Consider the following 23,963-nt stretch of genomic DNA (forward strand, 5'->3'; position numbering starts at 1 on the left):
AGGAGCATGATATCGGGCCATTCAAAACCAAAGCTGCAGCGATGACTGAAGCAGAGCGCCTTGCTGCCCTGCAGTGACAATGAAACCAGTCAAGCCCTGAATACCCTGGTGTCAGAACAGCGCTTACTGTCGGTACGTCGAGCCGGGCCGTGCAATATGCATCCGTCGACTGTGCGGTCGACGCCTTCCATTTGATTGACTGGGTCCTTCATGCTGTCGATGACAACACCCACCTGCGGCTGACTGGGAAGAAGCGTGATGGGCGGAAAATAGTCCAAGGCTTCATCGAAACGAACGCGGATCGGCTTCCAGACCTGGAGCTATGCCGTCAGATCGCGAATTCCGTCAAACATGTTGTCATGACGTTCGGGCCGCAGATGGAAAACATGTCGACTGGCTCGACGGTGGTGTTCGATCCACCGTTCGTTGCCGACCAGCCGTTTCCTCCTGGTTTCCGGATTTACGCTCAGGCATACATTGAGCTAGACGGCACGCAATACGCCGTGATCGAGCTGTTTGAACACATGTCTCGGCAATGGGAGACCTTCCTAAGGCAGGAAGGTCTGTTCGTGGAGGAGCTGCCGGACCCGCCAGAGCCGTCTGATGACGAGGAATGACCGTTAGGCGTCTGCTTTGCAACGGGCTAGGATGGTGGCTTCATCCTTGAGCATGTCGCCGACAACGATGTTTCGTTGCACGATCCTGTCGGTGTGTTCGAGGACTTTTGTACCGAGGGACACGTACGTGCCCCAGACTTTGATATCGATGATCTCTGCCAGCCGTTCCATGACCATGAAATACATGCGTCGACGAGCTTCTTCGACGTTATCCGGCATCACGTCGACCCCGTAGATCGATCCGACGGCTAGTAAAACCATATCCCCCCGAGTTTCGGGGGTAGCGAGGGTTCTGACGATGACATCCAGCTTCCGCCGCAGGATCGCGACCAGGAAATTGCCGTTGCCACAGGAAGGCCCAGGAACGTCTCGCTGATATTCGACCAGACGTCATCCGGAAGCATATCGAGCATCGCGTTGACCTCTCGCTCGGCCGTGAAGACCTCACCAAGCTGCGCTACGCGTTCCTTGGATCGCTGATGAAGGGTCTTCACAGCACACCTCCCACAACCCGCTCGATCTCCTCTTGGATGATCGCTCGAAGGAAATCGTGCTCTCTAGGAGTGGCCGGGCTCATGAAACGGCGGACGTGCCGGTGGATGGACGTGACGGCGTCTTCGATTGAGGCCGCAGGAGTCGAGCGCGGAGAAATCAGCTGCTTGACCTCGAACTCAGCCTTGAGCATGTTCGCTACCGTGATCCGGCGACGAGCTTCCTCAATACTGATCGGATCGTCAGAATTGTCGCATGTCGGGAGTTTCACTGGGGTTGGTTGCTCACCGAGCCCGGCAAATTCTCTGGCAGCGATGCGCTGATGGAGAAATCTGGCAATTTCGCTGGCATCGAGTTCAGACACAACCATGTGGGGCTTGTCGTTGATTTTCAGAGTGATCACAGACTTCGAGCTTACTGCTGGCTCGATAGTTCCTTCGGTCGGTACATCCTCAAAGCTCTCGATCTTGCTCGACCGACCATCAATGATCTGCTGGAACGCGTCAGTAGCGGCGGCCAGAGCCTCGTCTGTTGCCGGGCCGTCAATCAGGACGTGCGCTGATACAAGCTCGGCCGCACCGTTTTCGGTGATCGCAGCTTCCGGCTTTTCAGTGACATCCCACCGAAGCCGCTCGCCAAAGGCAGCCTCCATCATCGCATCGGTGATGTTAGCAGTGACGCTCAGAGTGCTCTTCGTGGGTTCAGCTTTATCGACAATCGCATGCTCGTCGTCCATTTCCTTGGTGACGGACATCGCCGAATCCAGGCACGGAGCCTCGATCTGTTTACGCTCGACAGCGGCCTTGGTGCGGCGTTCCTGCTCCAGGCGCTGTGTAGCTTCGAAACGCGTGCGCATCGTGTAGCCGTGCGAGAGGTTGTTGAACGCCTTCCGAGGTTTTTCCATCCAGTCAAAGATTTCTTCGATGATCTGCTGGATATCGTCAGCGTCGAGGCCCAACATCGCGAGTTCTTGCTCGCCGTCACCAGCAAAACCGTATTCTCCAGGATGGGTGTGGGTGCTGACAAGTCTTAGATGGTGGCCGTGACCGCGAAGTTGGAAGGAGATTTCGAATTCGTTCTTGAGAATGTCGTAGCCGTCAATACGGATTTTCTTTGTGATCTTGGCCATGTCCGACGGCTCCCTACCGTCTTTTATCGTTGCCATTACATCAATGGTTGCCGCAATGTCGGTCGACCGCAAGGGGCGATGCAAGAAAGATGGTCGGGGGAGCTATGAGCAGGCAGGAAGCAATCGGTTTTTTGAGGAAGCTCACCAATAAAGACGTTCCGATCACCGACGCTCCTGTCCCAGACGCCGTCGAGAAGGCTGCGCGTCTGCAGGCCAATGAATCAGGGCGCTTGGCGGATGATTACGCGTTAACAATCAAAGCATGGTCTGAGTTCTGCCAGCTATTTCACGAAACGAAGAACAAGCGGCATAGGACGGTCATGCAACAGGTCGCGAACTTCGCCGTGACTGGCGAAATGGGGATTGCTTACGTTCTCACGACAGGCCTGGAGCAGGCCCTGAAATCCGAGCGTCGTGCCCGGAGGGGGCTATACCCAAATGCTCTCTATTCGGTCGTTGCGGACGGCATTGCCGCTGGGTTGCACTGGAAAAGCATCAACGTGCAAACCGGAGGCAGCAACTACCGCTTGTCCGGCGAGGAGAAGATGTTCCGGGGTCGATATGACGACTGGACGGCCACAGAGATATTGGGCGCTCATATAGAAATAGGCAAACACACCCTTCACGTCGGCACCACCGTTCCAAAAATTCTAGCGGCACTGGAAGATCGGTACGGGATCGATTTAAGGAACTCGAAAAGCAGCGGAAGTCTCGGAAATGATCGAGTGGCTTCGAAAACTAGCTGCCGATGAGTTCGGCAGGATCGTCATCACGATATTCCCGCTCGTCGTGAGGCTGGATCGACGCAGCGACCTTCCGAAATGATCTGGCGCAGGCTGGTAAAACAGCCATATTCGACTGACCAAGCCAGAAAGAACCGACGGATTCCATAAGTGGCACGGCACGCTGCTGGGAACGCGTGAGCGCGAAGCCCGCCTAGCCAATCAAGCAAGCAACGACTAGCGCGGCATGGAGCTGAACAGGAAGTGGTTACCCTGAGTGTTGCCACACTTCCGGCAGCGCAGATAAGACTCGCGTACTGGTCCGTTTCGGCCCAATGCGGACTTTCTGTGATCATGCGATAGCAAACAATGTAACGAAAAGAACGGTCCAAGGGATCAATCCGATCCACCCAGCCATTGGGGCTTGGCACATAGAGCCACCGTTTTCGCCACGCTTGAACCCTGCCCAGTTGAAACCCGTCTCGTTCGACGAAACCTGTTCAACTCGCACGTTTCCTAGAGAGACTATTGGGAGCAATATCCGCGCAGTCGTGTATCCAATGACTTCAAGAATAAAATCTACAACCAACATGATAGTTCCCTCGTGGTAGACGGATAGAATATTGGGACCCAATGTCGATGCTACAACCTAAGATTTTCTTATAATGAAAGCTCCGCGTTGCGTCGCACGGAATGACCGCTGTTGGCGCTTTGTTGCCATCAACGTTGCGGCAGTAGCTTTGGAACGGCCCGCCGCGCTTGGTCAACGTGCGAGGAAACAACGCTTGCGGCTCGTTGGTCTTCCGGAACGATCATCGTGGAAACTGCCTCCGATGATCAGAGCAGGGCTTTTGAATGGATTTTGAAGGTGCCGCTTTGACTTGATTTTGGCGAGCTTGGTGAAACTAATCGCTCTTAACTTCAAAAGAGAATGATGCGCCGTAAGGCGGGCTAATGTCCAATAACCGTCATTATCGGTCATAAGAAATCACACGACCTTGCGGGGGGCCACCAGCACTCTGCGACAGTGCGCCGACATTAGTTTTCGGCTGAGTATAAATCAGTGGATGTTCCACCGTAAGGTCTGACGCATCTGGCGGCAGATGGTTGTGTCCTGATAATTGGCAATCTGTTCGCGCGGTGAGAGCAGCATGCAAATCGAGAAGATTCCGAAACGGCACCATTTCGTGCCAAAAATGTTGCAGAAACATTTCGTCGACCCTCAATCCGGAGGGCTGTGGACTTTCGACTCCCGCCGCCCGAGCCAAGGTGTCTGGCCGGGAAAGGCAGAGGCCTTGCTCCTGGAAGGGCACCTTTACAGCCACATCAAGGGTGATGGTAGCAAGGACGTGGACTTGGAGAAGCAATTCAGCCGCTTGGAGTCATTCGCTGCGCCCGTTGTTGAGAAGATCGTCGCTCAAGCCACAAATTGGAAAAAACCTGGCCTAACAAGCAGTGAGCGCGAGATATGGGACGTTTTTCTTTATCAGCAGTTCCGCAGGGTGCCCGATTTTTATGATTCATTGCTCTCGCCCGAACAGCATCAGGCCCAGATCGAGAAGTTCTCGGATGAGTTTCACGCCCAAGTCCGGCCGCTCTCGAACAAAGAGCGAAGCGACCTCCTCGAACCGGCCAATTTGAAACGCTCATACCGAAACTTACGTGTCTCTACGTTGAAGAGCGGAAGCGACAAGGTTCTGGATGTGATCGCGGGCAGGGGGCTTGCCGTCATTCGCGTTCCAAACTCGAAGAAATCCTTCGTGCTCGGAAGTCGACCGGTCGTGAAGTTGACTCCTCCAGAGACAACTGAACTCAGCGATGAGCGTCGACCGCGACCTTGGAATCTTGAAAGATCGTTCGAAGTCCGATGAGGATCGGGTCTTTGCTCTGATGGCGATCGGGCATTGGGTGGGCGACATCCATCAACCGCTTCATATCTCCTTTTCCGACGATAAGGGTGGAAATGCCATCAAGGCAAGGGTGCCTGGGGGATGTGGCACTTCATCTTACCGACCCAGAAACCTACACGCGGTTTGGGATGGCTGCCTGCTCGAAGCCGGGCTCTTCCAGAAAGTCCGAAACCGCGCAGACTTCAAACCGAGCTGGGGTCGTCGCACAATAACCTACCGAGCTGTCGATACGTTGCTTGCCAATACAAGCGCGGCTGATGAACAGGCTATGGTGGGTACCGATCCTGCAGTTTGGGCTGATGAATCTTTTCAGATCACCCTTCAGCCGGACGTTCAATACTGCGTAAAGGTCGGAGCGTCTTGTAATTATTCGAACAACCAAGTCACTCTCGGGAAAGATGACGAAGAGCGTACAGTTATCGCAGATCGGTCTTATCAGGAGCGGTTCGCTTCGGTTGCCGAGGATCGACTGAAAAAAGCGGGCTTTCGTCTAGCCCATCTCCTGAATATCGCGCTCGACCCGAACTACAAAATGCCAGCAAGAGATACATTGCAGCCCTGAGACGAAATTGCTGTTTAAGGAAAATATCAGCTATCTTAGGACGTGTCTGATGCGTTCGGGATGCTTTTGGCTTTTCCGCCGGTTGCTCACACCGCGCACCTGGCGATAAATGAGACAGGCGGTCCGAATAGGAAAACAGCTTTACGGCACCGCTTTCAGCCGATCTGTCACATCGATTACGCCCTCGATATCCCAGATCGCCTCTCGGGCAATGAACTTATTGCTGTTGGTGTGCTGCACGTAGGTCGACTTCTCTCTTACGATCGCGACCGGTACCAGTCCCGCCCTCATAATTTGATAGTCGTCGTTGAAGAGGACGATGGCCAACACGTCGAAGCCATTCAAGTCACGGATTGCAGATAACTGACGAGACTTATTCCGCTGGTGTGTCCGGCGGCCCTTGATCTGGTACTGGACGCCGTCAGCGTCAGTTGCGTCGTAGCCTTTGACAGAATTCGCCGCTTGCTTCCAGCCAAAGGCGGCGCAGAAAAGATATTCTGCAAGGTCTCCAGTGGGATTATTGGCGCTGCGAAGGACGTCGCGGGTTCTCAGTTCTTCCATGATCGCCGCATGCAACGTCAACAGCTCGGCCGTCGTCTTTCCTTCGAAAGGGGCGTTCATCTTGAGGGCCCGGCCAACCAGATTTCATTCGCGGCACGCTCCACCGCCTTTTTGAGCGTTGAACGGTCCTCATCGGGAAATACCATCTCCGCAAGGCTCAAACGCTTTGCTGCGCTGATTTTTGAAGCAGTAAACCGAGGGTCAGCCAGCAGCTTTTTCACGAGTGGAGCCAGTCGCTTTTTCTCGTCAGCCTCCCGTCGTGAACGCTCTTGCTCCTGCAGTTTTGTAAAAGCATCCTCTTGTTCCTGGTGTCGCGCTTCTGCAACTTCGTCGGCTTCAGCTTCGAAGTCGCTAAACCAATCAGCGGTCTCGACGACCCCATGCAGAATGCCGTCGGCCATCAAGCCCAGCGCCAAGCGTGATGACTGGCCGTCTTTGGAAGCCCATTGGGTGGCGAGCTTCTTTAGATCGCGATCCAGTTCGTCTTCATGGACATCAAAGTGGACAGCTACGTCCTCGGCGGCGGTAAAGGTGGTGATCATCATATAGATTAGTCGGGGGCGGAGATGCTGGACGAGAGCAGCGAAGGTGACACCATCGACTGCGACTGCCGGTAGGTTATCGCTTGCCAAGACCGTTTCCAATATCATCGCACCGACCCCGCCTGCGGCTTGGCGGACATCTTTTTCCATCCGGTCGAGATCAGCGCTTTCGGTCATGTTCTCCTGTTCTCCCCACGCGTCACGGCCAATCTTTCCATCAGGTCCGGTATCAAAAGCACTGCTTCGTCTGCCGTTGCCTTCGCGTGACGATCGAATTCCTGCAGCATCGTGACGTCATCGTCTTCTGTGGCATCTGAGATGAAATATGCATCTCTGATCGTCGGACGCCCCAAGATCAGACGCCGCAAGTCTCCGCTGATGGAGGAACTCGTCACCGGGCGAGTGGCTATTACGGAAAGCAACGCGCCTCGCAATCGGGCGAAACATAAATACATTACGGCGTCGATTTGATCCTCGCCGAATCCACTCGCGGTCGCTTCGAGACGTAAATTGGATTCCGTCAGCAGCGCCATAGCTTCATGTAACTCCGGCAGCGCCCTTCTCAGATCATCGATGCTGAATTGTAAGCCTGACAAGTCAGTATGAGCGCCAATCGCACTCAATCCATGAATGATATCGGCGAACGTTTTGTCATTTTTCCCAGAGCTTTGCCTGAACGTGGTTTGCCAAACAGGGATACCCCTGCTGCGAACCTCCAGCCTGATCGCGGTGGAATGTAGCCAGCGAAGCAGTTTTGCGTGCAGAGCATATCTACTCAGGTCATAGGACACGTCGTCATCATTTTTTAGAATGAAACGTCCACTTAGGCCGGATTTTACAACTTCAAGCGGTGGTGACGAGAAACGAATTGTCTCATCAGTTTTGGCCATCGGCGGGGGGAAACCGAAGACGCTCCCTTTGAGCGCTAGCGGCGGCTCAGCGGCGGGGCCGATCAGCTTAATGTCGCAGCTACCGATAGGAAAAGGATCGAAAAAGATACGACCTGTGCTGCTGGTGTTCTGTACCACTTTCAAATCGGGCAAACCAAATCGATCGTCGCTGTAGGTAAAGCTCTCAACAGCTAGGCCTTTACCGAGGCCGATCAAATTATTTGCGAATTCATCTTCATCTTTTGCGGAAACGACGATCTTCCCGGTCCCATATCCGTGTTCGTATCCCGAGGTCTCAAATTGCTCTCTCTTTTTTTGCGCGTAAGCCAACGCTGACGGTCCCAGGCGCTGAGTCATCCATTCGACAACGTCCCCATCAATCCGATCGTTGAGGGCAAACTCGATTGGCAGCAAGACCTTGTGAATCTTTGAGTTGCCGAGGCGGGCTCGACGAATTTCTTTCAACGAACATGACAATAGATCATTGAGAACCTCAATCCCGTATATTTCACCGTTATTTTGGATGAGAAAGATGAACCAAGGGTCCGGTGAACTACAGGCTCTCAACATATTGCTCAGCTTCACTGATGGCCTGCGGGAACGACCTATCGTCGATTTGATCTGTGCGAACGCCTGTCGTCGCGGTGGAGATTTTTCCCAGTCCCCACCGAATTGGGCATGAGGAAATTCGACAAAATAATCCCACCCGTTGATATCTTCGTCAGGTCGTGATGCGACCGCGTCGCCTAAAGAGCACCGCGCCGAAAATTGCTTTTCTGCCCAACGTGGAATTCTGGCCATCTAACTTCCTAAGAGAATTTTGATCGGGTGAGTTTCCCAAGCCCATAATCCCTTGCCAATTGAAGAGAGCAATAGGTGCAACCAGATGCGAGGTATTCGCCTGTGGACATAGGCTTGGACACTAACGAGCCGCGTCGGCCGACTACGGCAGTTACCTCTGGCTGAGCCCTTTATGCGAAGTCACTAATTTGGATTGTCGTCCCGAATACAATGCTGGGTTTATTTCCGAGGGCTGATTGATCCTGTTGCGAGTTGTGGCAAACATCAATCTGGGACAATGGGGAGCGAGTCGTGGCTGGGGAAAATCGATCAAGACTGGTTAGGATGACGATCAGAAATGTCGGGTGCATTGGCGACGACGGCTTGGTGATCGAACTTGATAACATCGTTTGCATTGTCGGCCGCAACAATTCTGGGAAATCGACCCTGTTGAGGGCATACGAGCTTGCGAAAGGGGTCGCCACTTTCGTTGCCTCGGAAGATCGTTTCCAGCACGCTACCCCCGAGCAGCCGTCCGAAATCTTGCTCGAAGTTCACATTCCTGATGGGATCGGCAACGTCGATCCCCGTTGGAAGACGGACCGTGACGGCCTGCGCATCGTTATAAGTCGGTGGCAATGGAACGCGCCGGATTTCGTTCGAACCAGGACGACGTGGGACCCGACCGGAGGAGAAAACGGGGAGGGAGACTGGGCGGCAGATGGGAAGGCTGGCGGAGCGGACCCCGTGTTTAGCTCGCGACTACCTCGGCCCTTGCGGATCGGCTCTCTCGATGACGCTCAGAAGACGGAAGAGATGCTTCTAGCCTTGGCATTGGGACCTTTGCTCGCCAGTGTGGAAAAGGAGCGGGCGAACAAGGATTCGGCCTTGTTCAAGGCTATCGCAAGCGTCAGCAGTCACATCGACGTGCTGAGCAGTGATCACACCAAGCACTTCAATGATATAGCCGCGAAGATTGCGGCCGGTTTCCAGGGTGTATTTCCGAAAATGGATGTTAGATTAAACATCGCAGCATCTCCGCTTGTCCCGAAGATATCCGACCTCGTGAAAGCCGGTTCCAGCATCCGCATCAAGGATGGTCTCAGCGATACGATGCTGAAGCAGCAAGGAACGGGGGCGAGGAGGGCGTTGTTCTGGGCAATGCTACAGGTCCACAACGAGTTGACGCGCGACAAGGAAATCCGTGACGACTTTCGGAAAAGGCTAATCGCGGAAATAGGTGGCGCAGAAAAGAAGCTCGGTGGCAGGAAAATTGCCGAGCCCGAGAAGGTCGAAATTGAAGCTTTTGTCGAGGAACTGAGGGCCAAACTTAAAGCACACGACGATGGTGCTCCGATCCCGGATAGCCCCGATGACCCGGCATTGCCTGGTTATCTCCTTCTTATCGACGAGCCGGAGAATGCTCTACATCCGATGGCGGCTCGGGCCGCTCAACGTCACCTGTACAAGCTGGCCGAAAGTCCGGATTGGCAGGTGATGATGACGACGCACTCGCCCTATTTCATCAATCCCTTTGAAGATCACACGACAATCGTCCGACTTGAGCGGTCGGGAGACGATAAGGGTGTTGCCGTCGTTTCGCCTCGAACCTACCGATCTGATCGGATCGAATTCGAGCGTGGCGAGAAAAAGCGCCTTCAAGCCCTGCAGCAAATCGACCCGAGCTTCGCGGAGATTTTCTTCGGGTCGTATCCGATCCTGGTAGAGGGCGACACCGAGCACGCTGCCTTCATGGCATCAGTCGTGGAAAAACAGCATGAACTAATCAACCAGGTGACAATCATTAGAGCGAGAGGGAAAGCAATCCTCGCGCCGCTGGTACGGGTCATGCAGCATTTCAAGATCGACTTCGGCATCGTTCATGACTGCGACCCTCCGTTCAAGAAAAACGGCGATAACAACGGCATGTGGACTGAAAACAAGAAAATCCGAGATGCAATATTGCATGCACGCCAAGCGGGCATCACGGTGAGGCACCGTGTGAGCATCCCTGATTTTGAGCGGCTCCTGGGCGGCGAGGAGGAGTCAAAAGACAAACCGCTGACGGCCTACCTACGCATCGCTGGCGAGCAGGAACTCGGCGACACCGTTCAAAAACTGATGGATCAGCTGATTTCCGGCGAACAGCACGAACCATTCGACATTAAGGTCTTTCCTGACGGAGCCGATTATATGAAGACCCTCGGCGGCCAAATCGGGGAATGGGCCAAACTAAACGGCCTGAATGACCAAATCCGCTTCAAAGGGAAGCCGTGAGTCTTGTCGCTCCGCAGCAGGCGGACCGCTATTGGCCTTCGAAAATGATGTAGGGCCATCCGACGATAGAAAAAAAGGCTTACGGATTTCTCCGGAGCCTATAAGTTTTGAAGGTCAAAAACCTCCAGAGGGGAACAGCTGCTGCGGCGGAACTGGGAGGAAGCCGCCATGTGCATCAGCTGTGGGCGGTATGCCTGATTTTTGATCGGAAGGACAATAAATTTTGTGCAGTGCAGCTATGCAGAGGCTGCAGTGCTTCTTTTGGCCGACGAACCGGTCTGGGGAGGCAGGACAAGATGGTGTGGCCTCGCATCTCAAGGCTGTTGATTGGCTCTTGCTGATCGTGAACTGTCTGGCGTCAGCCAGCGAGTGGTGCGTTTTATCAGAAGTCGCGACCTTTGCCTTTTGCCAACGCTGTGAGAAATCGATGGGCGATTGGTTGGTCGTCTGCGGACTCTGACATGCTCAGGATCATTGCCCGTTTTTCAAGTTCATCGAGATCGACAATCTTGCTCCATGCTCGAACATCGACCTTCTCGTAGTTGCCAGCTGTAGATCGCACGTAGCTAATTGGTATTGCCATAAGAACGCGAAGGCCCTCGCTCACCGTTGCCAGCTGTTTGGTGTACTCTAAGACCTCGTCTCCGTTTCCGGTGCCCCACCAGTACCACAAGATGTCTGCTGGTCTGACCTGAGAATGCAAAACACCATCTGCAGCCATCTTCCGAACTCTATTCAAGAGTTCACTGCGCAGTTCCTGTGTCGTCTCGCCGAGAACATCTTCTTTATAATCAGTTCCTTCAGGAATGTTATCGCCGGAAACCGACCTCATTAACTCGCATAGAAGCGAAATGTCGTCAGCTTCGGCAATACTCTTCCGAAGCAGCGCGACACGATCATCTTGTTTGCACCGGTTTAAGGCTTGCCTTAGTAGGATACGGACGAAGTCTTCGTTCGACGCGTCGAAAAGAGCCGCATTCTTCCAATCTTCATCGCCTACCAAGACGATCGCGTTGTTGAACACCGCTAAAAACCACGCGCTCATATCATCTTGGCTCTGCAAGATATCTTCGAGGATTTCGAGGATGAGGCGGCGAAGCTTAGGCCGCTGCTCGTCACCGACAGCGTTTAAGCGCGACTGGAATACCTGGAAGGTAGTGTTCGGGTCGCCCTCTTTGAGTTCTTCGACCTGCGACTTGCTCCAAAGGCTTTTGTCTGGCGTCAGACGGAAATACATTGGCGCGAAATCAGCTTTTGCGATCCGACGGCCGACTCCATCGCTCCCGGTAACTGTTTCCACGGCTTGGTCACCGAGCAAATCCCTCGACCTTGGGAATAGAAAGGAGATTGCAGCCAACGCAGCCTCCTTGTTCTTGGTCTTCTCCAGTAGCGTGAGTAGTTCCGCTTTCGCGGTCTCTCTTCCAGACATCGGCTATACCACCAGTTGGTCTAAGTTTTGTCGGAACCAGTGATAAATCGACGGCTCATGGATGCGAATGGTTTCCAAGATAAGCAAATCGATAGGGTCAGTATGGTCACCAAGTCCCGCGCTCGCCACCGAAAACGCATTCATCAGCCGTCGAACATCGCGCGGCGTAAGCAGATAGCGCCTGAGAATTGAAAACCAAGCCGCACTCAGGCGGGTCTGGTCGTTAGGCTGCAACGCAGGGATCAGTTCCTGTAGGTCGACCTCCAGAAGTCGAGATATATCCGTTGTATCAAGAGGAGGGAGGTGTACCGGATACTGGATAATCTTCTGGAGGTATTCGATTCCATCGAGTTGGAGCGCTGTGCCGATAAGTGCGGAAAGCCGTTCCTCGTCGTAACAAAGGACGTAAACCACGTTCGGTAAGTCGCCGAGCCCTTTGAGCAGCGAAACCATTTCCACGGCTTCAGGAGGCGTCAGACGATCAAGGTCGTCAACGACTACAATGATTTTCTTGGGCTCAAGCGCTCGCAATGTATAGCGAAGCCGATCCCTAACACCCTCTAGGGTTGGGCCCGTCGTGAGACGCTTTGCCAGCCTATCGGATAGGTCGACGCTTGCGGAGAAGAAGCCGCCGAATGCCCCACCGGTCACCACATCGGTCGCTGCTCCGGCCAGCGGTACTGCCTGGCTCAGACGGCTCAGTACAGAGGCAAATGCCTCTCGAACGTCACTGCCGAGCTTTTCACCAATGGCGCGGGCGAGATCGCTGATGAGCGCACTGGCAAGTTCTGCCTTTCCCGGGAAAAGCCAGGGAGAGAAACGGACGACGATATTTTTGGGATTATTCTCGACGAACCGCTTCAGTCGCCAATAATTCAGTGCAAACTCAGTGTCTTCCTCGGAGTCGAATGCTTTCCGGAACTCGGCATCGCGATGGTTCCTATCCCACAGGTCCACGTCTCGGTTCTCAGCGATTAGCGCCTGCGTTATCGGTTCCACGCGCGAGAAGCGCCGAGACATCTCATCCAGTTCCAGCAGGCTTGGGGCCGCACCGATGTCGGCTCGGCTCATTTCGATGTGCTTGAGGTATCGAAGGGTCAGTTCCACTACACTGGATTTTCCAGACCCCCAGGCTCCAATCAGGCCAATGACGAAGCCATCTCGGGCAACACTCAACTGGTCGATAGAGCGAGCGAGGGCCAGTGCAAATTCTGACCGACCTAGAACGTCATCGTCAGGTAGGGAGATAGGGCGGTCGCTATGACGCATGTGAGTGGGACGAGGCTCGGAATGGTTGCTGTTCTTTTTCGTCGTACACCACGAATATCTTCTTTGGTACTTGAATCGGAGACCTTTGTGGCATGAGCCTTGGAAAGGTCGAAGGCGGAGAGGGGCAACACCTTCCGCCTCCGGCATGTGAGTGGTGGTTCGGCTTCGGCGGCGACCACCGGTTACTTGCTTGTAGGACTATTGTTTCGGAAGCGTGCAGCTAGGAGGAATCCGATCCCAAATACGACGCGCCACGAAGGAGTTAACCCCCTCATAGATTGTCGACAGGATCAAAGGTGACTTTTCACACAGACCCATCTCCATGAGCGTTTTGATACCTTCGGTCAAAGTATCGCGGGCTTCCTCAAAGGACTTCGGTGAAAGTCCGCAGTGATGAGCCTCGAATTCCCAATCATGGACAAGAAATGCCGGTGCATAACCCCAAGGTGACAATCCGTGAAATTGCCAGAGAAGCTTAGGGATCGTCCCGCCGTCGGTAAACATGTTCTCCGGCACAATAATTTCGCCATTGCGTCGGACGAAACGGAATGCCTCAGAAGGTGTGTGATGGAAAAGAAAACTATCGGGCCCTATCCAACTAAGCCGGATTCCAGAGATATTTTCAAAAGTCCCAACCGGAATGGCATCATAATCGATCCCTAGAAGAGCACGTGGCGCGGTCGAAAACCCGTCGATTGCCATAAGTGCTTCACGCTGCCGCGCCAGTTTCCAAGAGGAAAAGCCTCCAAGCAGTGACATTGTTGTATCCTCGATCGTTTCCTATCCAGCCCGGACACTTTTTGATGTACAATAATTTATGCCAGTCGAGGATATCAGGCGTCGTGCCTTTTCAACTCGATTATATCCATCCAATTATTTTGCTTAGTGTTTTCCCAAACTACAGAACCATACCCAACTGGTTCCGGATCATTCACCATCGCAGACACGTCGCTAAGAATGATCTTGCCAGATAGTGGATCGACGTAGGTCTCTGTGCGAAAGCCAGTAATCACACGCGAATGCCCTCGAATTCCGCATTTGACTGGCAGGTAGGAATTAAGAGCATTCACGACCACTTCACCGCTTGGAGCGCGATTTAATGAAACCTCGAAGGTTTTTCCAAAGTATAGTCGGTAAGCATTTAGCTGACCGCTCAAAGTACTTCCTGCAGCTGTGATACTCATTTCACGCGCTATATCATCTTGAGGAATATCATTTTGAAAGATGTATCTATAAATCATCTGCAAGCTTGCGGGAGCGCAGAATATATTGGACGTCTGGCCTACCAACGGTAATGGCATAATGTGTTGGCTAATTGTAGGAGGCGCATCTTGAATGGAACGCGCCAGTTTCGTACCTACAGCGTTTTGCGTAGCCCTATTTACCGAAAGGGAACGAGAATTCAAAATCGTTGAAATTGCGGCTGCTTCCTCGGCCCATGCGCTAGCAGCGTTTCCCGCTTGGGGAAAGTTGTCCCAAAAGGACCAGATAAGCAATCCTTGCATATCATCGACCGGGCTGTCGGGCAAAAGGCCTTCATGGATCAACGCATGTGAAAGTAAATCAAAAATAACGACATCATTATTGGACTTTTTCCCCATAATGCCAAGTTTGGGGTACGAGTAGACAACGGGAATAATGCTTGTAGAACCGATGCCGTAAGTTTCTTCGATTAAGCGCGACAGCTCTTGAATTGTTGTCAACAGGTTTTCAGGTCCGAAGCTACGCATAAATGAAAGGGTAGTACCAATGGCATCGGAGCCTGCGATGGCCACAATGCCGACTGACTCTGGCCCATGAAGAACATCGAACAAGTAGATCACGGGATCGTCTCGTGACCCATAATAGGGGTCATAGAACGCGATGCCGCTCGCTAGTACGCCTGAGCGCCAGTTCTGCAGTCCATATGCATTGTGAATGCCCGCCTTAGTGCCCAGGTGAAAAACGGCTAGGCCAAATGCGTTATCAACTCCTATCGCAGCCATTGTAACTCGCTATTGGCGCTGACTTTTTCGAGGATTTGCTCACAAAGTTTGGCCGGGCCATAGGTCCTTTTGACGGGGCACCCCCCATAACATTTTTTGGCTTTTCGGTAGTCGCAATCGGCGCAAACATCGGGAGGAGCCGTCGAGGTATGCAGTTGGAACTGCTGTGCCGTTGTCAGGAGCGTTTTCGGCAAGACGAAATCTTGTTGACCTTCTGGAGGCTGCCAGTCTCCCCTTTTGAAGTACGGGGATACCTCGCCGGATGCACACGGCAACAAGTGGCCCGTAGAACTTACTCTCAGCTGATTTTGCGCCGACCCACAAAAAGGATCGACGTCGACAATATCATTGAAAAAGCGCCATTTGATGTAGTCTTTGAAGCGAGCGGAGCCACCAGTGGCGTGAATTTTGAGATTCTCGCCCAAGGACATTTTCGCGATTCTTTCGACGAAAGTGAAATACTCCTGGGCCGTTATGCCTAAGATTTCCTCTGAGCCCTTCGCACTCCCTATAAGCTTAATGGGGCTTAGAATAAGTGAGTTTGCGCCTGATTCTTTAAAGAGAGCGAGTATTCCATCGATGTCCTGAATGTTCTTCGAAGTTACTGTAAAGCTAATTGAAGCAACCACGCCCGAGCCAACAGCCGCCTTCAAGAACGCGAGAGATTGAGCGAAAACCCCAATCCCTCGCAGTTCATCGTTAATGCGTTCGTTCGCACCGTCTATGCTCACATACAAATGATTGATTTTCGTAAGTAGCTTAAAGGCCCAAGGAGCATGGATAGTGCCGTTTGTCGTGACCTCAACTTTGACTGCGGCACGAGCACAAAGCTCAACGGCGCGTTCAAAGTCGGGCGAAACAAACGGTTCTCCGCCGAGGAAATGGATCACAGCCTCGGGATACTTGGAGATCAGCTGTAGAAGCAGCTCACGTTTGCGTTCCCAAACTGCGTCACGAGCTGCAGCCTCTCTCTGAGGAGCGTTGTAACAGTGACTGCATTTGAGATTGCAATGCTTAGTAAGGTCCCAGTAAATTCGCATAGCTGAGTCCCCCGGCGAAGTATGACAAGCTTATTACCAGCAAATGCCGTTACAGGAATCACCGGCCTGTATGGGTTCACGAGGAGCCCCAAACGGAAATACTACCAGGTCAATTTTGGTGCCGTCGGGCAGTGTAACAGTAACGACGACTTGATCTGGATTGCCTTCATCTCTCGCCTTCTTGGCGATGAGGGGAACATCAATAATGCACTTGGTATTTGCCATTTTAAAGCCTCCCTTTTGGCGAGAGTCATGATGATTAATAAACCTATGCGAGTCAATTACTACCGCAGATAAATATTGAAATCTTTTTCGCGCGGTGGCCAGCATCGTTTGGAACTCAGTTCGCCATTCGTTTTCAAGTTTCGCTTTATCGTTCTAACGTTGTTCAATTTCGATAATTAGAAAGCTGTTGTCTTCACCTAACGGCTTGTCTGAGGCCTAAACAATGCGTGTACCTCTACATGTAGGGTACCTAGAGCATCCCCAGAACGGCCGACCAGCACGGTGGCCGCGTTTTGCAGTTCGATATCTCATTTGCGATCCACAGATCGGACAACTGGGGGTGCCTGATGCTGATGGAGCCGTCGCCTGGTAAGTCGACGTTGAAGTTTTCGGTGCATTGCGAGGCGAATACCTTGGCTGGGGTGTCGGCTGATATGACGAAGCCTTCGTCAGATGCGGCGGCACCGGCTTGATCCCGGGAATTGCTATCTTGAGGAATAGGAGGTCGGCCTCCGCCTGTGCGACTTCTTCAACATATTGCTGAAGTTGCACGTCGTTCCCGCCAGAATAGTCATTTACGGCCTTGGCGTGCTTCCGGTAGTCCTCAACCAGTTTGTTCAGGCTATCGGCGCATCCTTGTTGCCGGGAAACGATGGTTGCCTTCTTCACCTGGATCGCGTTCCGGTCAGCGTCGGTATATTGAACGCGAAACTGGAACCTGGACTCGACCGACTTCACCCATGCCGCAATGCGTCCAGCTTTGACGGGTCCGATACCGTAGGCACTCTGCACGTCGCGGGTTTTAGCATCGTAGGCGGTGGTGAAGCTATAGGAGGCGAGCGAGGCCACATCACCCACCGACAGTTTAGCCGATTTGGCTCCCCTGATCGTGTGAGCAGAAAGATAAGCATCGAGCTGTTCCTTTTGACGGACGGAATTGTAGTCCTTCTCGATGTCTTTGAAGTCCTCGACGAGTTTTTCGTACTCGGAGATTTTCTTTTCGATTTCAGCCTTGAGCGCGAATGCTTGCGTGACCGGCGCATTCGACTGAAGGAATTGAATGCGAGACCGGACTTTTTCGGCGGCAATATTGTATTTTTGGCCGATATCGATTCCGGTTGATTTGCTCGACCCGCCTATTGTGATCAGGAAAAAGGAGATTGCCATGCCAATCACGCCGAATATGCCTTTCGGCAGAGCAAACATCGCGATGAAGGATGCGGCGAGGCCGATCTTGCCGACATTTGCCAAAAGCGACCAACCGCCGTTCGAAGTCTGGGCGTTCTTTACATCATTGGATGTAGAGTAGTTGCGTTGGGGCTTGGGGATAGCAATTGCGATTTGTAAAGGCAGAGGATTGGACGTCAGGACTGCGCGTATGGCCCCGATATTGAAGCTAAAGCCGATGGTGTCGTTCATCAGGCCTTTAGGGATATGGATCGAGGTCGAATCTCGGACCACAAACATCGGCACGCCGAAAGCTTGCTCCATCCGGCACCACGGGCATTCCGACGCGAACCGCGAATAGTGGTGTGCCTTGTTGAGGGTGCAGGGCCTCAGCGAGGTTTCCAATTCGGTGAGGGCGTCAATCCATTGGTCCGGGGTAGGGCGGCTGACCACTCCGTTGGGGGAGAACGCTCGCTCGAAGTTCTCCGCTGTTTTCGGACTTAAGTCGCGGAGAGCGACACTCGCAGGCGGCGGGTCCATTTTCGTGTCACGAGATGAGTAGGCAAATCGAAACTCCTTGATTGCCTGTTCGATAGTGATGTCGCCTGACCCCTTATATCGTCCAGCGAAGGGGTGGCGATCCATGCACAGGAGTTGGAAGATCGCGACGGCCAGGCCGAAAGCATCATGGTTCGGCGTTCGAACGATCGTCTTCAGAGATTGGCCTTGCAGTTCAGGAGGTGTGTAGTCGGGGACGCCGACCACGCAAAGGAACTGCTGCCCACCCTGAGTTACCTGAAAGCTGTCGGTATCGATCAGCGCTACGGTGGCACTGTCGGAGACGAGGATGCTTCGCTGATTGATATCCCCGATGACGCACCCTGCCACATGGACCTGACCAAACGCCTTCGCGACGTTGACTGCCGTGCGCACAAGGAAGCGATAGTCCGCACTCGGAAAATGCCGAAGGCGAGAGGAGGGGGTTTGGAGTTCGTGTATCTCCTTGTGATCCGGAACAAGGCGCATCAAAAAGCCGACAAACGTGCCGCCTTTATCGACGACGACCTTCGTCGGAAAAGCCACCGACGCCATCTTCGAGTGAAGATTGGCGCTGACCATGGCCCGAATTTTCGTCTCGCGAGAGGCGACCACGCCGGGTAGGTAAGCCTTCAACGCAAAGCCGGGTAGGCTCGTCACCGCGAAGACCTCGCCTTCACCGCCTTTTCCAATGCGGTTCCCGAGTTCGATGGTGCTGCCATCGGCGAAGAGTTTGTCGAGGGCGCTCATTTCTTGACCGCGATTACCAATGTTTTGTCGTCATCGGTGTGCTCGGCAAACTTTTCGCTGTCGAGGTAAGCCGCCAAACGGTCCGAAAGGTGATGATCTCGGCCAACATTCGCGCTGGCCGTAAACGGCCGGACCATCGGGTTGAAGAAGTTGACGTAGGGCTCTCCGGTGGCTGTATCCAGAACCTGGTTCTCGATCCCGTCCGAAAACAGGAAGATCGCGTCAATCGGATGTTCGACGATGGATGTGCGGAGCCGTGGGGTGCCCGGGTCGGTAATGAAGAACGTGGTGGACGCGTATTCGCCGTTCTCGGAGGCGCTCAGTAGTCGCCAATCTTGATCGACAGCATGCCTGCCGACAATTGCCCCGTCACCGATGTGCGCGGTAAATGTCCGAGTTCCGTCCGACACGGAGACGATCATAGTCGCCGCAAAATCCCGAGAGGCTAGGTTACGTCGAGATGCGGCGACCGCGATCTTGTCACGGATGTCGTCAACCCAGTTCCAAGCATCGTCCTCTACCGGAAAACGGCTGGGATCGCTTGTCAACTGATCCCATAGCGCCACTGCGACGGTACGACACACGAGCGACGCACCTTCGCCGCCATGAGAGGCCGATCCCGCTCCGTCGGAAACGACGGCGCAAAAGATCGGCTGCGCGTCCGGAACGATGATTTCAAAACAACGCTTCGCGTCTTGGATTCGGGTGTTTCTTTTTACGTGGGAGATACCCCGCACTGACGCAGCGGCAAATGCCCACCTGGTCATCCCGCGAATGCCCAGCCGTCAGGCGTTGTCGGATTTGCCAGCGGTACCTGCTCACCGGGGTTCGAACGAGACACGGCCCCGAGCGAGTTGGACAGCCATTGGAAGAACTCTCGGAACTGCAAGCCCTTGAGCTTCAGGGGCTGCCGTACCGCGATCTTTGCCAGGGTATCGAGATTTGCGCCTTCCACGCCGATGGCATAGAACATGAAGCTCTTGGAGTCCTCTCCCTTGCGGACTTCGTCTGCCGCCCGTTGCCAGTTGTCGGTAGGAGCGCCGTCGGTAATCAAAAAGACCCAGGGACGGTAGAAGTTGATGCCGTTTTCGCGATACCGGTCTTTCCGTTCTCGAAGCATCTGCAGACCGGTCTCGATCGCTTCACCCATAGGCGTTGCACCTTGAGCCGTAAGCTGTGGCGGATAGAAATTCTCTGCACCCATGAAATCCATCGCGACTTGGACGGGACCAAAGGTCACCATGGCGAGTTCAACTCGTTTCGCTGCGAGGCTGTCGCTTTGAATTTCCTCTTGAAGAACTCGCAGTCCTTCGTTCAGCTCGTCGATCGGACGGCCGCCCATGGAGCCGGATACGTCCAATATCAAGACACACGGGCAGCGTGGCTGCGGGTTCGATTTCAAATCGGCGTCGGCAAATGGCTGTTGATCGTATGACATAAAACTCTGCTCCCCGTTCCGGACACAGTTATACAACCGCTCGGCCTTGCGACAATCCATTTCGATATCAAGTCGCCCTGATATTCGTTCCGAACGTCCATCGCTGGCCAGCACTTGCTTGGTGGACTGTCGGGATCAAAGCAGATTCCTCTGGGTGGCCAAAGGATCAATCGATCTTACCGTATCGAAGCGATAACCATTCGACGCAGATCGAAGCATTGCCGCTTTAGGTCGTGTAAGATGGACTAGGTCGCCGCCATTCGTTGCGGTGCTAGTCGGCAACATAACACCGAACGAGATCGCCCGCGCCGCGCTGCCGGGTCTGAAACCCGCGCGAAGATGCCGCTTCGAAGTTCGCTGCGAAGGTCATCGAGAACTGTGGCAAGATCAGCGACGCCGATTTCGCTGCCATCAAAGCCGCCTGTTTCACGGATGCAGACATCGTCGACATGATCGTCATCAGCGCCCAGTCTCAATGACGACTTTCCTGAACAACGCGTTCGCTACTGAGATCAATTTCCCGCTCATCGACGCGCCGAGCAAGGCTGCTGCGTAATACTTGTAGCCATTGGCAGTGCGGTAACGAGCGGCGCTGCCTGCTCATATATCATTTGATCATGCGTGCCCGAAAATCGTGCACCACTTTTCCGTTATCAGTTATTTTGATAGTCGACGGGCTCGCCGGTTCTACCAGGTCAGCGCGGATTGCTTGATCTACTGCTCGGTTAAATGGCAGAGGCGTGTCGACATATTTGGAGTCCTTGAACGTCGCGGCGCTTGCTTCTACCACAGCGCGTCTGAGTTCATCACGCGTCATCGTACTCTGTTCACCGTTTAGCATGTGCAGCACGAGATATTGTTGCCGTAATGTATCGTCAGCCATTGTTCCGGTCCTTTTATCTCTGTTTCCATTCAGTCTGCACGAATTTGCCAATTCGTTCTGTAACGGACTGGCATTTCTTTGCGTCGCCTTTGAGGCCCTTTGCGACGACATATAGTCGCAAATGGGTGTCCTCGTTTTCTCGTTTATTCATGTCCCTCAAAGAAGGAGATGATTTGTAAATTTCCTCATGCCGCCCATTGGGAAACACGAGCCAAATTTTGTCCTCAAATGCCACCGCAGCGTTCTGTCGCGAATTGAAGATTTTTGGACGTACTACGTCTTCGATTATCGAGTACGTCGTCTCAAGGCCGCCCTTGATGAAGTTTTCTCGAAGCCGCCCGGAATAAAAACCCGGGTCCGACAGCATGGTCTGCAGGAAATGGGCGAATTTAGTTTTATCTGTATTCGCATCGAAACTCTTGCCGAGCATTCCTTCAATCACATCGCGTGCGGTTTTGAATTTTCGGACAGTCAGCACATTCTCAAGCTTTCTAAGTAATACTACTTCGCAAAGGTTATTGATTTCAGCAATCATATGTTCAGATCGCGGGGATTTTGGGAATTTTTTCTCGCCCCTCAGAAATATAGTTTCGTCGGCGTTAATGCGGGTCTGTACCCGAAACAGCAATGTTCGAAGGTTGGAATCGTCGATTTGCAAGACTTCCTGGTCGGTCTCATCCGGAAGAGTCTTGGTAATCTTTGTGATTGGGAAATCACGGCGGATATAGCCAAATTCTTCAAGTAAATCTGCGATTGGTGAATCTGGAAAAAGAAAAGCGTAATTTACTATCATCGCAAGCAAATATTCTAAACATTTGTTGCTACGAGAGCATGTTCTATGATAGATAATGTACTTATATGATTGATATCGTTGCTCATAGAACTGTTCAATGGCTGACCTGGCTCTGAAATAGTAGCCCACAGCAAATTCTGACTCGCCACCGTTTTCTTCCGGGGCAGAGCCAGTACGCTCGGTAGGCCTAAGAGTCTTGCCGGGAAGGTTCCGAATTATAATCGCGTTTGAGACTAACGCTTGTAGGTCGAAAGCGCCTAGATCAATCCCCGATTCAATCGCATCGCGTAATGTATAGTCGAGCCTGTCAGCATCAACTTCACCGTCGATAAGTTTCTTCAGCGTCAACAAAAAAGAATAACGATGGGGTTTCTCTTGACCTAAATACTTCCGATCAAGAGCACCGGAAAAGATAATCGCAAGACAGAGAAAGTTGATTAAATCACCGTAGCTGTTGATATCAGCTGTAAAATCTAGATGGAAGTCAAACAGATAACGATTGAAAATCGATATGCCACGTACTTCGTGAAGGGCCTTCGTGAAAACCGAGTCGGCAATTTTATGGCTATCAACCCCGAGCAATTGGGCGAAAATCTCTAGACTTTCGCCTCGGTCGACTTTCGAATAACCCCAGTAATTTGCTCGACGCTCTGCAATCAACTCATCAAAATTTTCTTTTGCAATCCGAACGCGCTCACGTTCTTCATCATCCTCTGCGACGTCAGTCGCGAGCTTGAACAAGTCAGCCTGATGGTGGGAAAGGGCCGCCTCGAATGCGTGGCTCATCGGGAGATGGCCGAGATCATGCATCAGCCCGTACATGCGGATAGCTTGCCAGTATGTATCGGCGAGGAATGAAGCAGTAAATTTGTCTTTGTACAGCTTCGTGGTGTCGATCCTTGTCACATCCTTCTTTGGTCGTTCATAATCGTCGAGGCTTATCCCGGTATCGGCTAGGGGGTTATGTATAAAGCCTGATCTTCCGGATATAGTCTGCTTGTGCGCGTGGTTATGATAATCGAAAGACGCGTCGTCGCTGGTGGCGCTCGTAGGGAAACGACCCCGTTCCCGAGTTCTGACGCGCTCAAGTTTGCGCACCCGCTCACATAGTTCGAGCAAAAATTCGGCCATCTTTTCAAAGAGTGCGTCGAGGTCCTCGTGCGTTGCATTACTGAGCGACTTACTAAAAAGATCACCCGCGATCTTCGCGACACCCAGCGAGTGAGGGAACCGAGTATTTTTGTTGGAAGGAAAGGAAGTATATGCCGTAGAGTTTTGAAGTATAAAATGTAATCTTTGAAAATATCCGCTGTCTATAAAATCCCTTTCAAAAACTGTGAATTCTATTGTTTTATGAAGCGAGTCTAAAATCGGCGTTGCCGCCCGCGAATTAGACAATCCTAAAGTTGTCATCGTGCTATCCTAATAATGCAGCAATTCTACGGAAGGCGTTATTTCTGAGGCGATTGACGTGTTTTCGTAAATACAAGTCTAGGGCGAGTTGGAGGACTTGTAAATCGTCCATTCCGGTTAGCAAGGAGGTAAATACTCAGCTATTTGTTGGGTAGAGAATTGCGAGACGTGGGCTGACACATCCGTCGGTGGCCACTGAATCCAGCCGGACGCGCTCCTATATTGCTGAGGCAGTCAAACCAAAGTCAGCAACATACCGGGTCTCCGGGGCCGGAAGCGCCAAAATGGGATGACCTAGCTGGTTGATTTCAATGTCACCCCAATATTGAAGGTGCCAGCGTGTAATGCGTTGATGTCCGACATGATTTCCTCGGTTTGTTTCGAGAACGATTCTGACGGAATCTATCAACTAGGGATTTGTCCCGCCGCCGCCGAGAGATGGCTTCGCCATTTACCCAGCAGGGGGAGGTTATTCGTATCTTCCAGTTGGCCTGTTGCCTTCGCCGACGTAACCGACCGACGGGAACATGCCGAGCACCTCGTTTTCGGCTA

General features: G+C 52.9%; 22 protein-coding genes. 5 read left to right on the forward strand and 17 right to left on the reverse strand.

Annotated elements, in window-relative coordinates; all coding sequences use genetic code 11:
* Positions 1–149: 149 nt before the first annotated feature.
* Positions 150–617: a hypothetical protein gene (locus tag C5L10_RS32090; protein ID WP_105433006.1), complete on the forward strand. Its 468-nt coding sequence runs from the start codon at positions 150–152 to the stop codon at positions 615–617.
* 3 nt (positions 618–620) lie between these two features.
* Here C5L10_RS32090 and C5L10_RS32095 read toward each other — a convergent pair whose 3' ends face one another.
* Positions 621–836: a hypothetical protein gene (locus tag C5L10_RS32095; protein WP_172717291.1), complete on the reverse strand. Its 216-nt coding sequence runs from the start codon at positions 834–836 to the stop codon at positions 621–623.
* Between the two features lie 271 nt (positions 837–1,107).
* Positions 1,108–2,238, reverse strand: coding sequence for a hypothetical protein (locus tag C5L10_RS32105; RefSeq protein WP_172717292.1), 1,131 nt, complete (start codon positions 2,236–2,238; stop codon positions 1,108–1,110).
* A gap of 104 nt (positions 2,239–2,342) precedes the next feature.
* On the opposite strand from C5L10_RS32105, the gene C5L10_RS32110 reads away from it, so the two are divergent.
* The 3 genes from C5L10_RS32110 (at position 2,343) to C5L10_RS32125 (ending at position 5,432) form a co-directional block, all read left to right on the forward strand.
* Positions 2,343–2,990, forward strand: a complete 648-nt coding sequence (locus tag C5L10_RS32110; RefSeq protein ID WP_172717293.1) for a hypothetical protein — start codon at positions 2,343–2,345, stop codon at positions 2,988–2,990.
* A gap of 1,121 nt (positions 2,991–4,111) precedes the next feature.
* Positions 4,112–4,831: a DUF4238 domain-containing protein gene (locus tag C5L10_RS32120; RefSeq protein WP_105433012.1), complete on the forward strand. Its 720-nt coding sequence runs from the start codon at positions 4,112–4,114 to the stop codon at positions 4,829–4,831.
* On the forward strand, positions 4,779–5,432 hold the full coding sequence (locus C5L10_RS32125; RefSeq protein WP_105433013.1) for a S1/P1 nuclease: 654 nt from the start codon (positions 4,779–4,781) through the stop codon (positions 5,430–5,432). The genes C5L10_RS32120 and C5L10_RS32125 overlap by 53 nt, the downstream gene beginning before the upstream one ends.
* A 141-nt stretch (positions 5,433–5,573) precedes the next feature.
* Here C5L10_RS32125 and C5L10_RS32130 read toward each other — a convergent pair whose 3' ends face one another.
* From C5L10_RS32130 to C5L10_RS32140, 3 genes are read right to left on the reverse strand one after another with little or no spacing between them, the layout of a single operon-like run.
* Positions 5,574–6,053 (reverse strand): hypothetical protein, encoded by a 480-nt coding sequence (locus tag C5L10_RS32130; protein ID WP_105433014.1) that lies wholly within the window; start codon positions 6,051–6,053, stop codon positions 5,574–5,576.
* Complete coding sequence (locus tag C5L10_RS32135; RefSeq protein WP_105433015.1) at positions 6,050–6,712, reverse strand: hypothetical protein; 663 nt, start codon at positions 6,710–6,712, stop codon at positions 6,050–6,052. The genes C5L10_RS32130 and C5L10_RS32135 overlap by 4 nt, the downstream gene beginning before the upstream one ends.
* The gene (locus tag C5L10_RS32140; RefSeq protein ID WP_172717294.1) at positions 6,709–8,226 is read right to left on the reverse strand and encodes a hypothetical protein; all 1,518 of its coding nucleotides are present in this window, start codon (positions 8,224–8,226) and stop codon (positions 6,709–6,711) included. Before C5L10_RS32140 ends, C5L10_RS32135 begins: the two co-directional genes overlap by 4 nt.
* A 324-nt stretch (positions 8,227–8,550) precedes the next feature.
* Here C5L10_RS32140 and C5L10_RS32145 point away from each other — a divergent pair, with 324 nt between their 5' ends.
* Complete coding sequence (locus tag C5L10_RS32145; protein ID WP_205837116.1) at positions 8,551–10,482, forward strand: AAA family ATPase; 1,932 nt, start codon at positions 8,551–8,553, stop codon at positions 10,480–10,482.
* Between the two features lie 382 nt (positions 10,483–10,864).
* Here C5L10_RS32145 and C5L10_RS32150 read toward each other — a convergent pair whose 3' ends face one another.
* The 12 genes from C5L10_RS32150 to C5L10_RS32205 all read right to left on the reverse strand — a co-directional run bounded on the left by C5L10_RS32150 (position 10,865) and on the right by C5L10_RS32205 (position 23,411).
* Positions 10,865–11,911, reverse strand: a complete 1,047-nt coding sequence (locus C5L10_RS32150) for a hypothetical protein (RefSeq protein ID WP_105433018.1) — start codon at positions 11,909–11,911, stop codon at positions 10,865–10,867.
* A gap of 3 nt (positions 11,912–11,914) precedes the next feature.
* On the reverse strand, positions 11,915–13,327 hold the full coding sequence (locus C5L10_RS32155; RefSeq protein WP_105433019.1) for a P-loop NTPase fold protein: 1,413 nt from the start codon (positions 13,325–13,327) through the stop codon (positions 11,915–11,917).
* Positions 13,328–13,378: 51 nt separating this feature from the next.
* Entirely contained in the window at positions 13,379–13,939 is a 561-nt protein-coding gene (locus tag C5L10_RS32160) for a DUF1353 domain-containing protein (protein WP_105433020.1), read from the reverse strand.
* Between the two features lie 74 nt (positions 13,940–14,013).
* Positions 14,014–15,165, reverse strand: a complete 1,152-nt coding sequence (locus C5L10_RS32165) for a papain-like cysteine protease family protein (protein ID WP_105433021.1) — start codon at positions 15,163–15,165, stop codon at positions 14,014–14,016.
* A complete protein-coding gene (locus C5L10_RS32170; RefSeq protein WP_105433022.1) occupies positions 15,153–16,205 on the reverse strand; it encodes a radical SAM protein in 1,053 nt (350 codons plus the stop codon). The genes C5L10_RS32165 and C5L10_RS32170 overlap by 13 nt, the downstream gene beginning before the upstream one ends.
* Positions 16,206–16,238: 33 nt before the next feature.
* Positions 16,239–16,430, reverse strand: a complete 192-nt coding sequence (locus C5L10_RS34045; protein WP_172717296.1) for a hypothetical protein — start codon at positions 16,428–16,430, stop codon at positions 16,239–16,241.
* A 216-nt stretch (positions 16,431–16,646) separates the two neighbouring features.
* Positions 16,647–18,884 carry a helix-hairpin-helix domain-containing protein gene (locus tag C5L10_RS32180; RefSeq protein ID WP_105433024.1) on the reverse strand — a complete coding sequence of 746 codons (2,238 nt, stop codon included), beginning with the start codon at positions 18,882–18,884 and terminating at the stop codon, positions 16,647–16,649.
* The gene (locus C5L10_RS32185; protein ID WP_105433025.1) at positions 18,881–19,651 is read right to left on the reverse strand and encodes a PP2C family serine/threonine-protein phosphatase; all 771 of its coding nucleotides are present in this window, start codon (positions 19,649–19,651) and stop codon (positions 18,881–18,883) included. The genes C5L10_RS32180 and C5L10_RS32185 overlap by 4 nt, the downstream gene beginning before the upstream one ends.
* A complete protein-coding gene (locus C5L10_RS32190; protein ID WP_105433035.1) occupies positions 19,648–20,322 on the reverse strand; it encodes a VWA domain-containing protein in 675 nt (224 codons plus the stop codon). Before C5L10_RS32190 ends, C5L10_RS32185 begins: the two co-directional genes overlap by 4 nt.
* A gap of 271 nt (positions 20,323–20,593) precedes the next feature.
* Positions 20,594–20,734: a hypothetical protein gene (locus tag C5L10_RS32195; RefSeq protein WP_172717297.1), complete on the reverse strand. Its 141-nt coding sequence runs from the start codon at positions 20,732–20,734 to the stop codon at positions 20,594–20,596.
* A 195-nt stretch (positions 20,735–20,929) separates the two neighbouring features.
* On the reverse strand, positions 20,930–21,205 hold the full coding sequence (locus C5L10_RS32200; protein ID WP_105433027.1) for a hypothetical protein: 276 nt from the start codon (positions 21,203–21,205) through the stop codon (positions 20,930–20,932).
* 13 nt (positions 21,206–21,218) lie between these two features.
* Positions 21,219–23,411, reverse strand: a complete 2,193-nt coding sequence (locus tag C5L10_RS32205) for a hypothetical protein (protein ID WP_105433028.1) — start codon at positions 23,409–23,411, stop codon at positions 21,219–21,221.
* Between the last annotated feature and the right edge of the window lie 552 nt (positions 23,412–23,963).

The sequence above is a fragment of the Neorhizobium sp. T6_25 genome (genome assembly GCF_002968555.1).
GTDB lineage: Bacteria > Pseudomonadota > Alphaproteobacteria > Rhizobiales > Rhizobiaceae > Neorhizobium.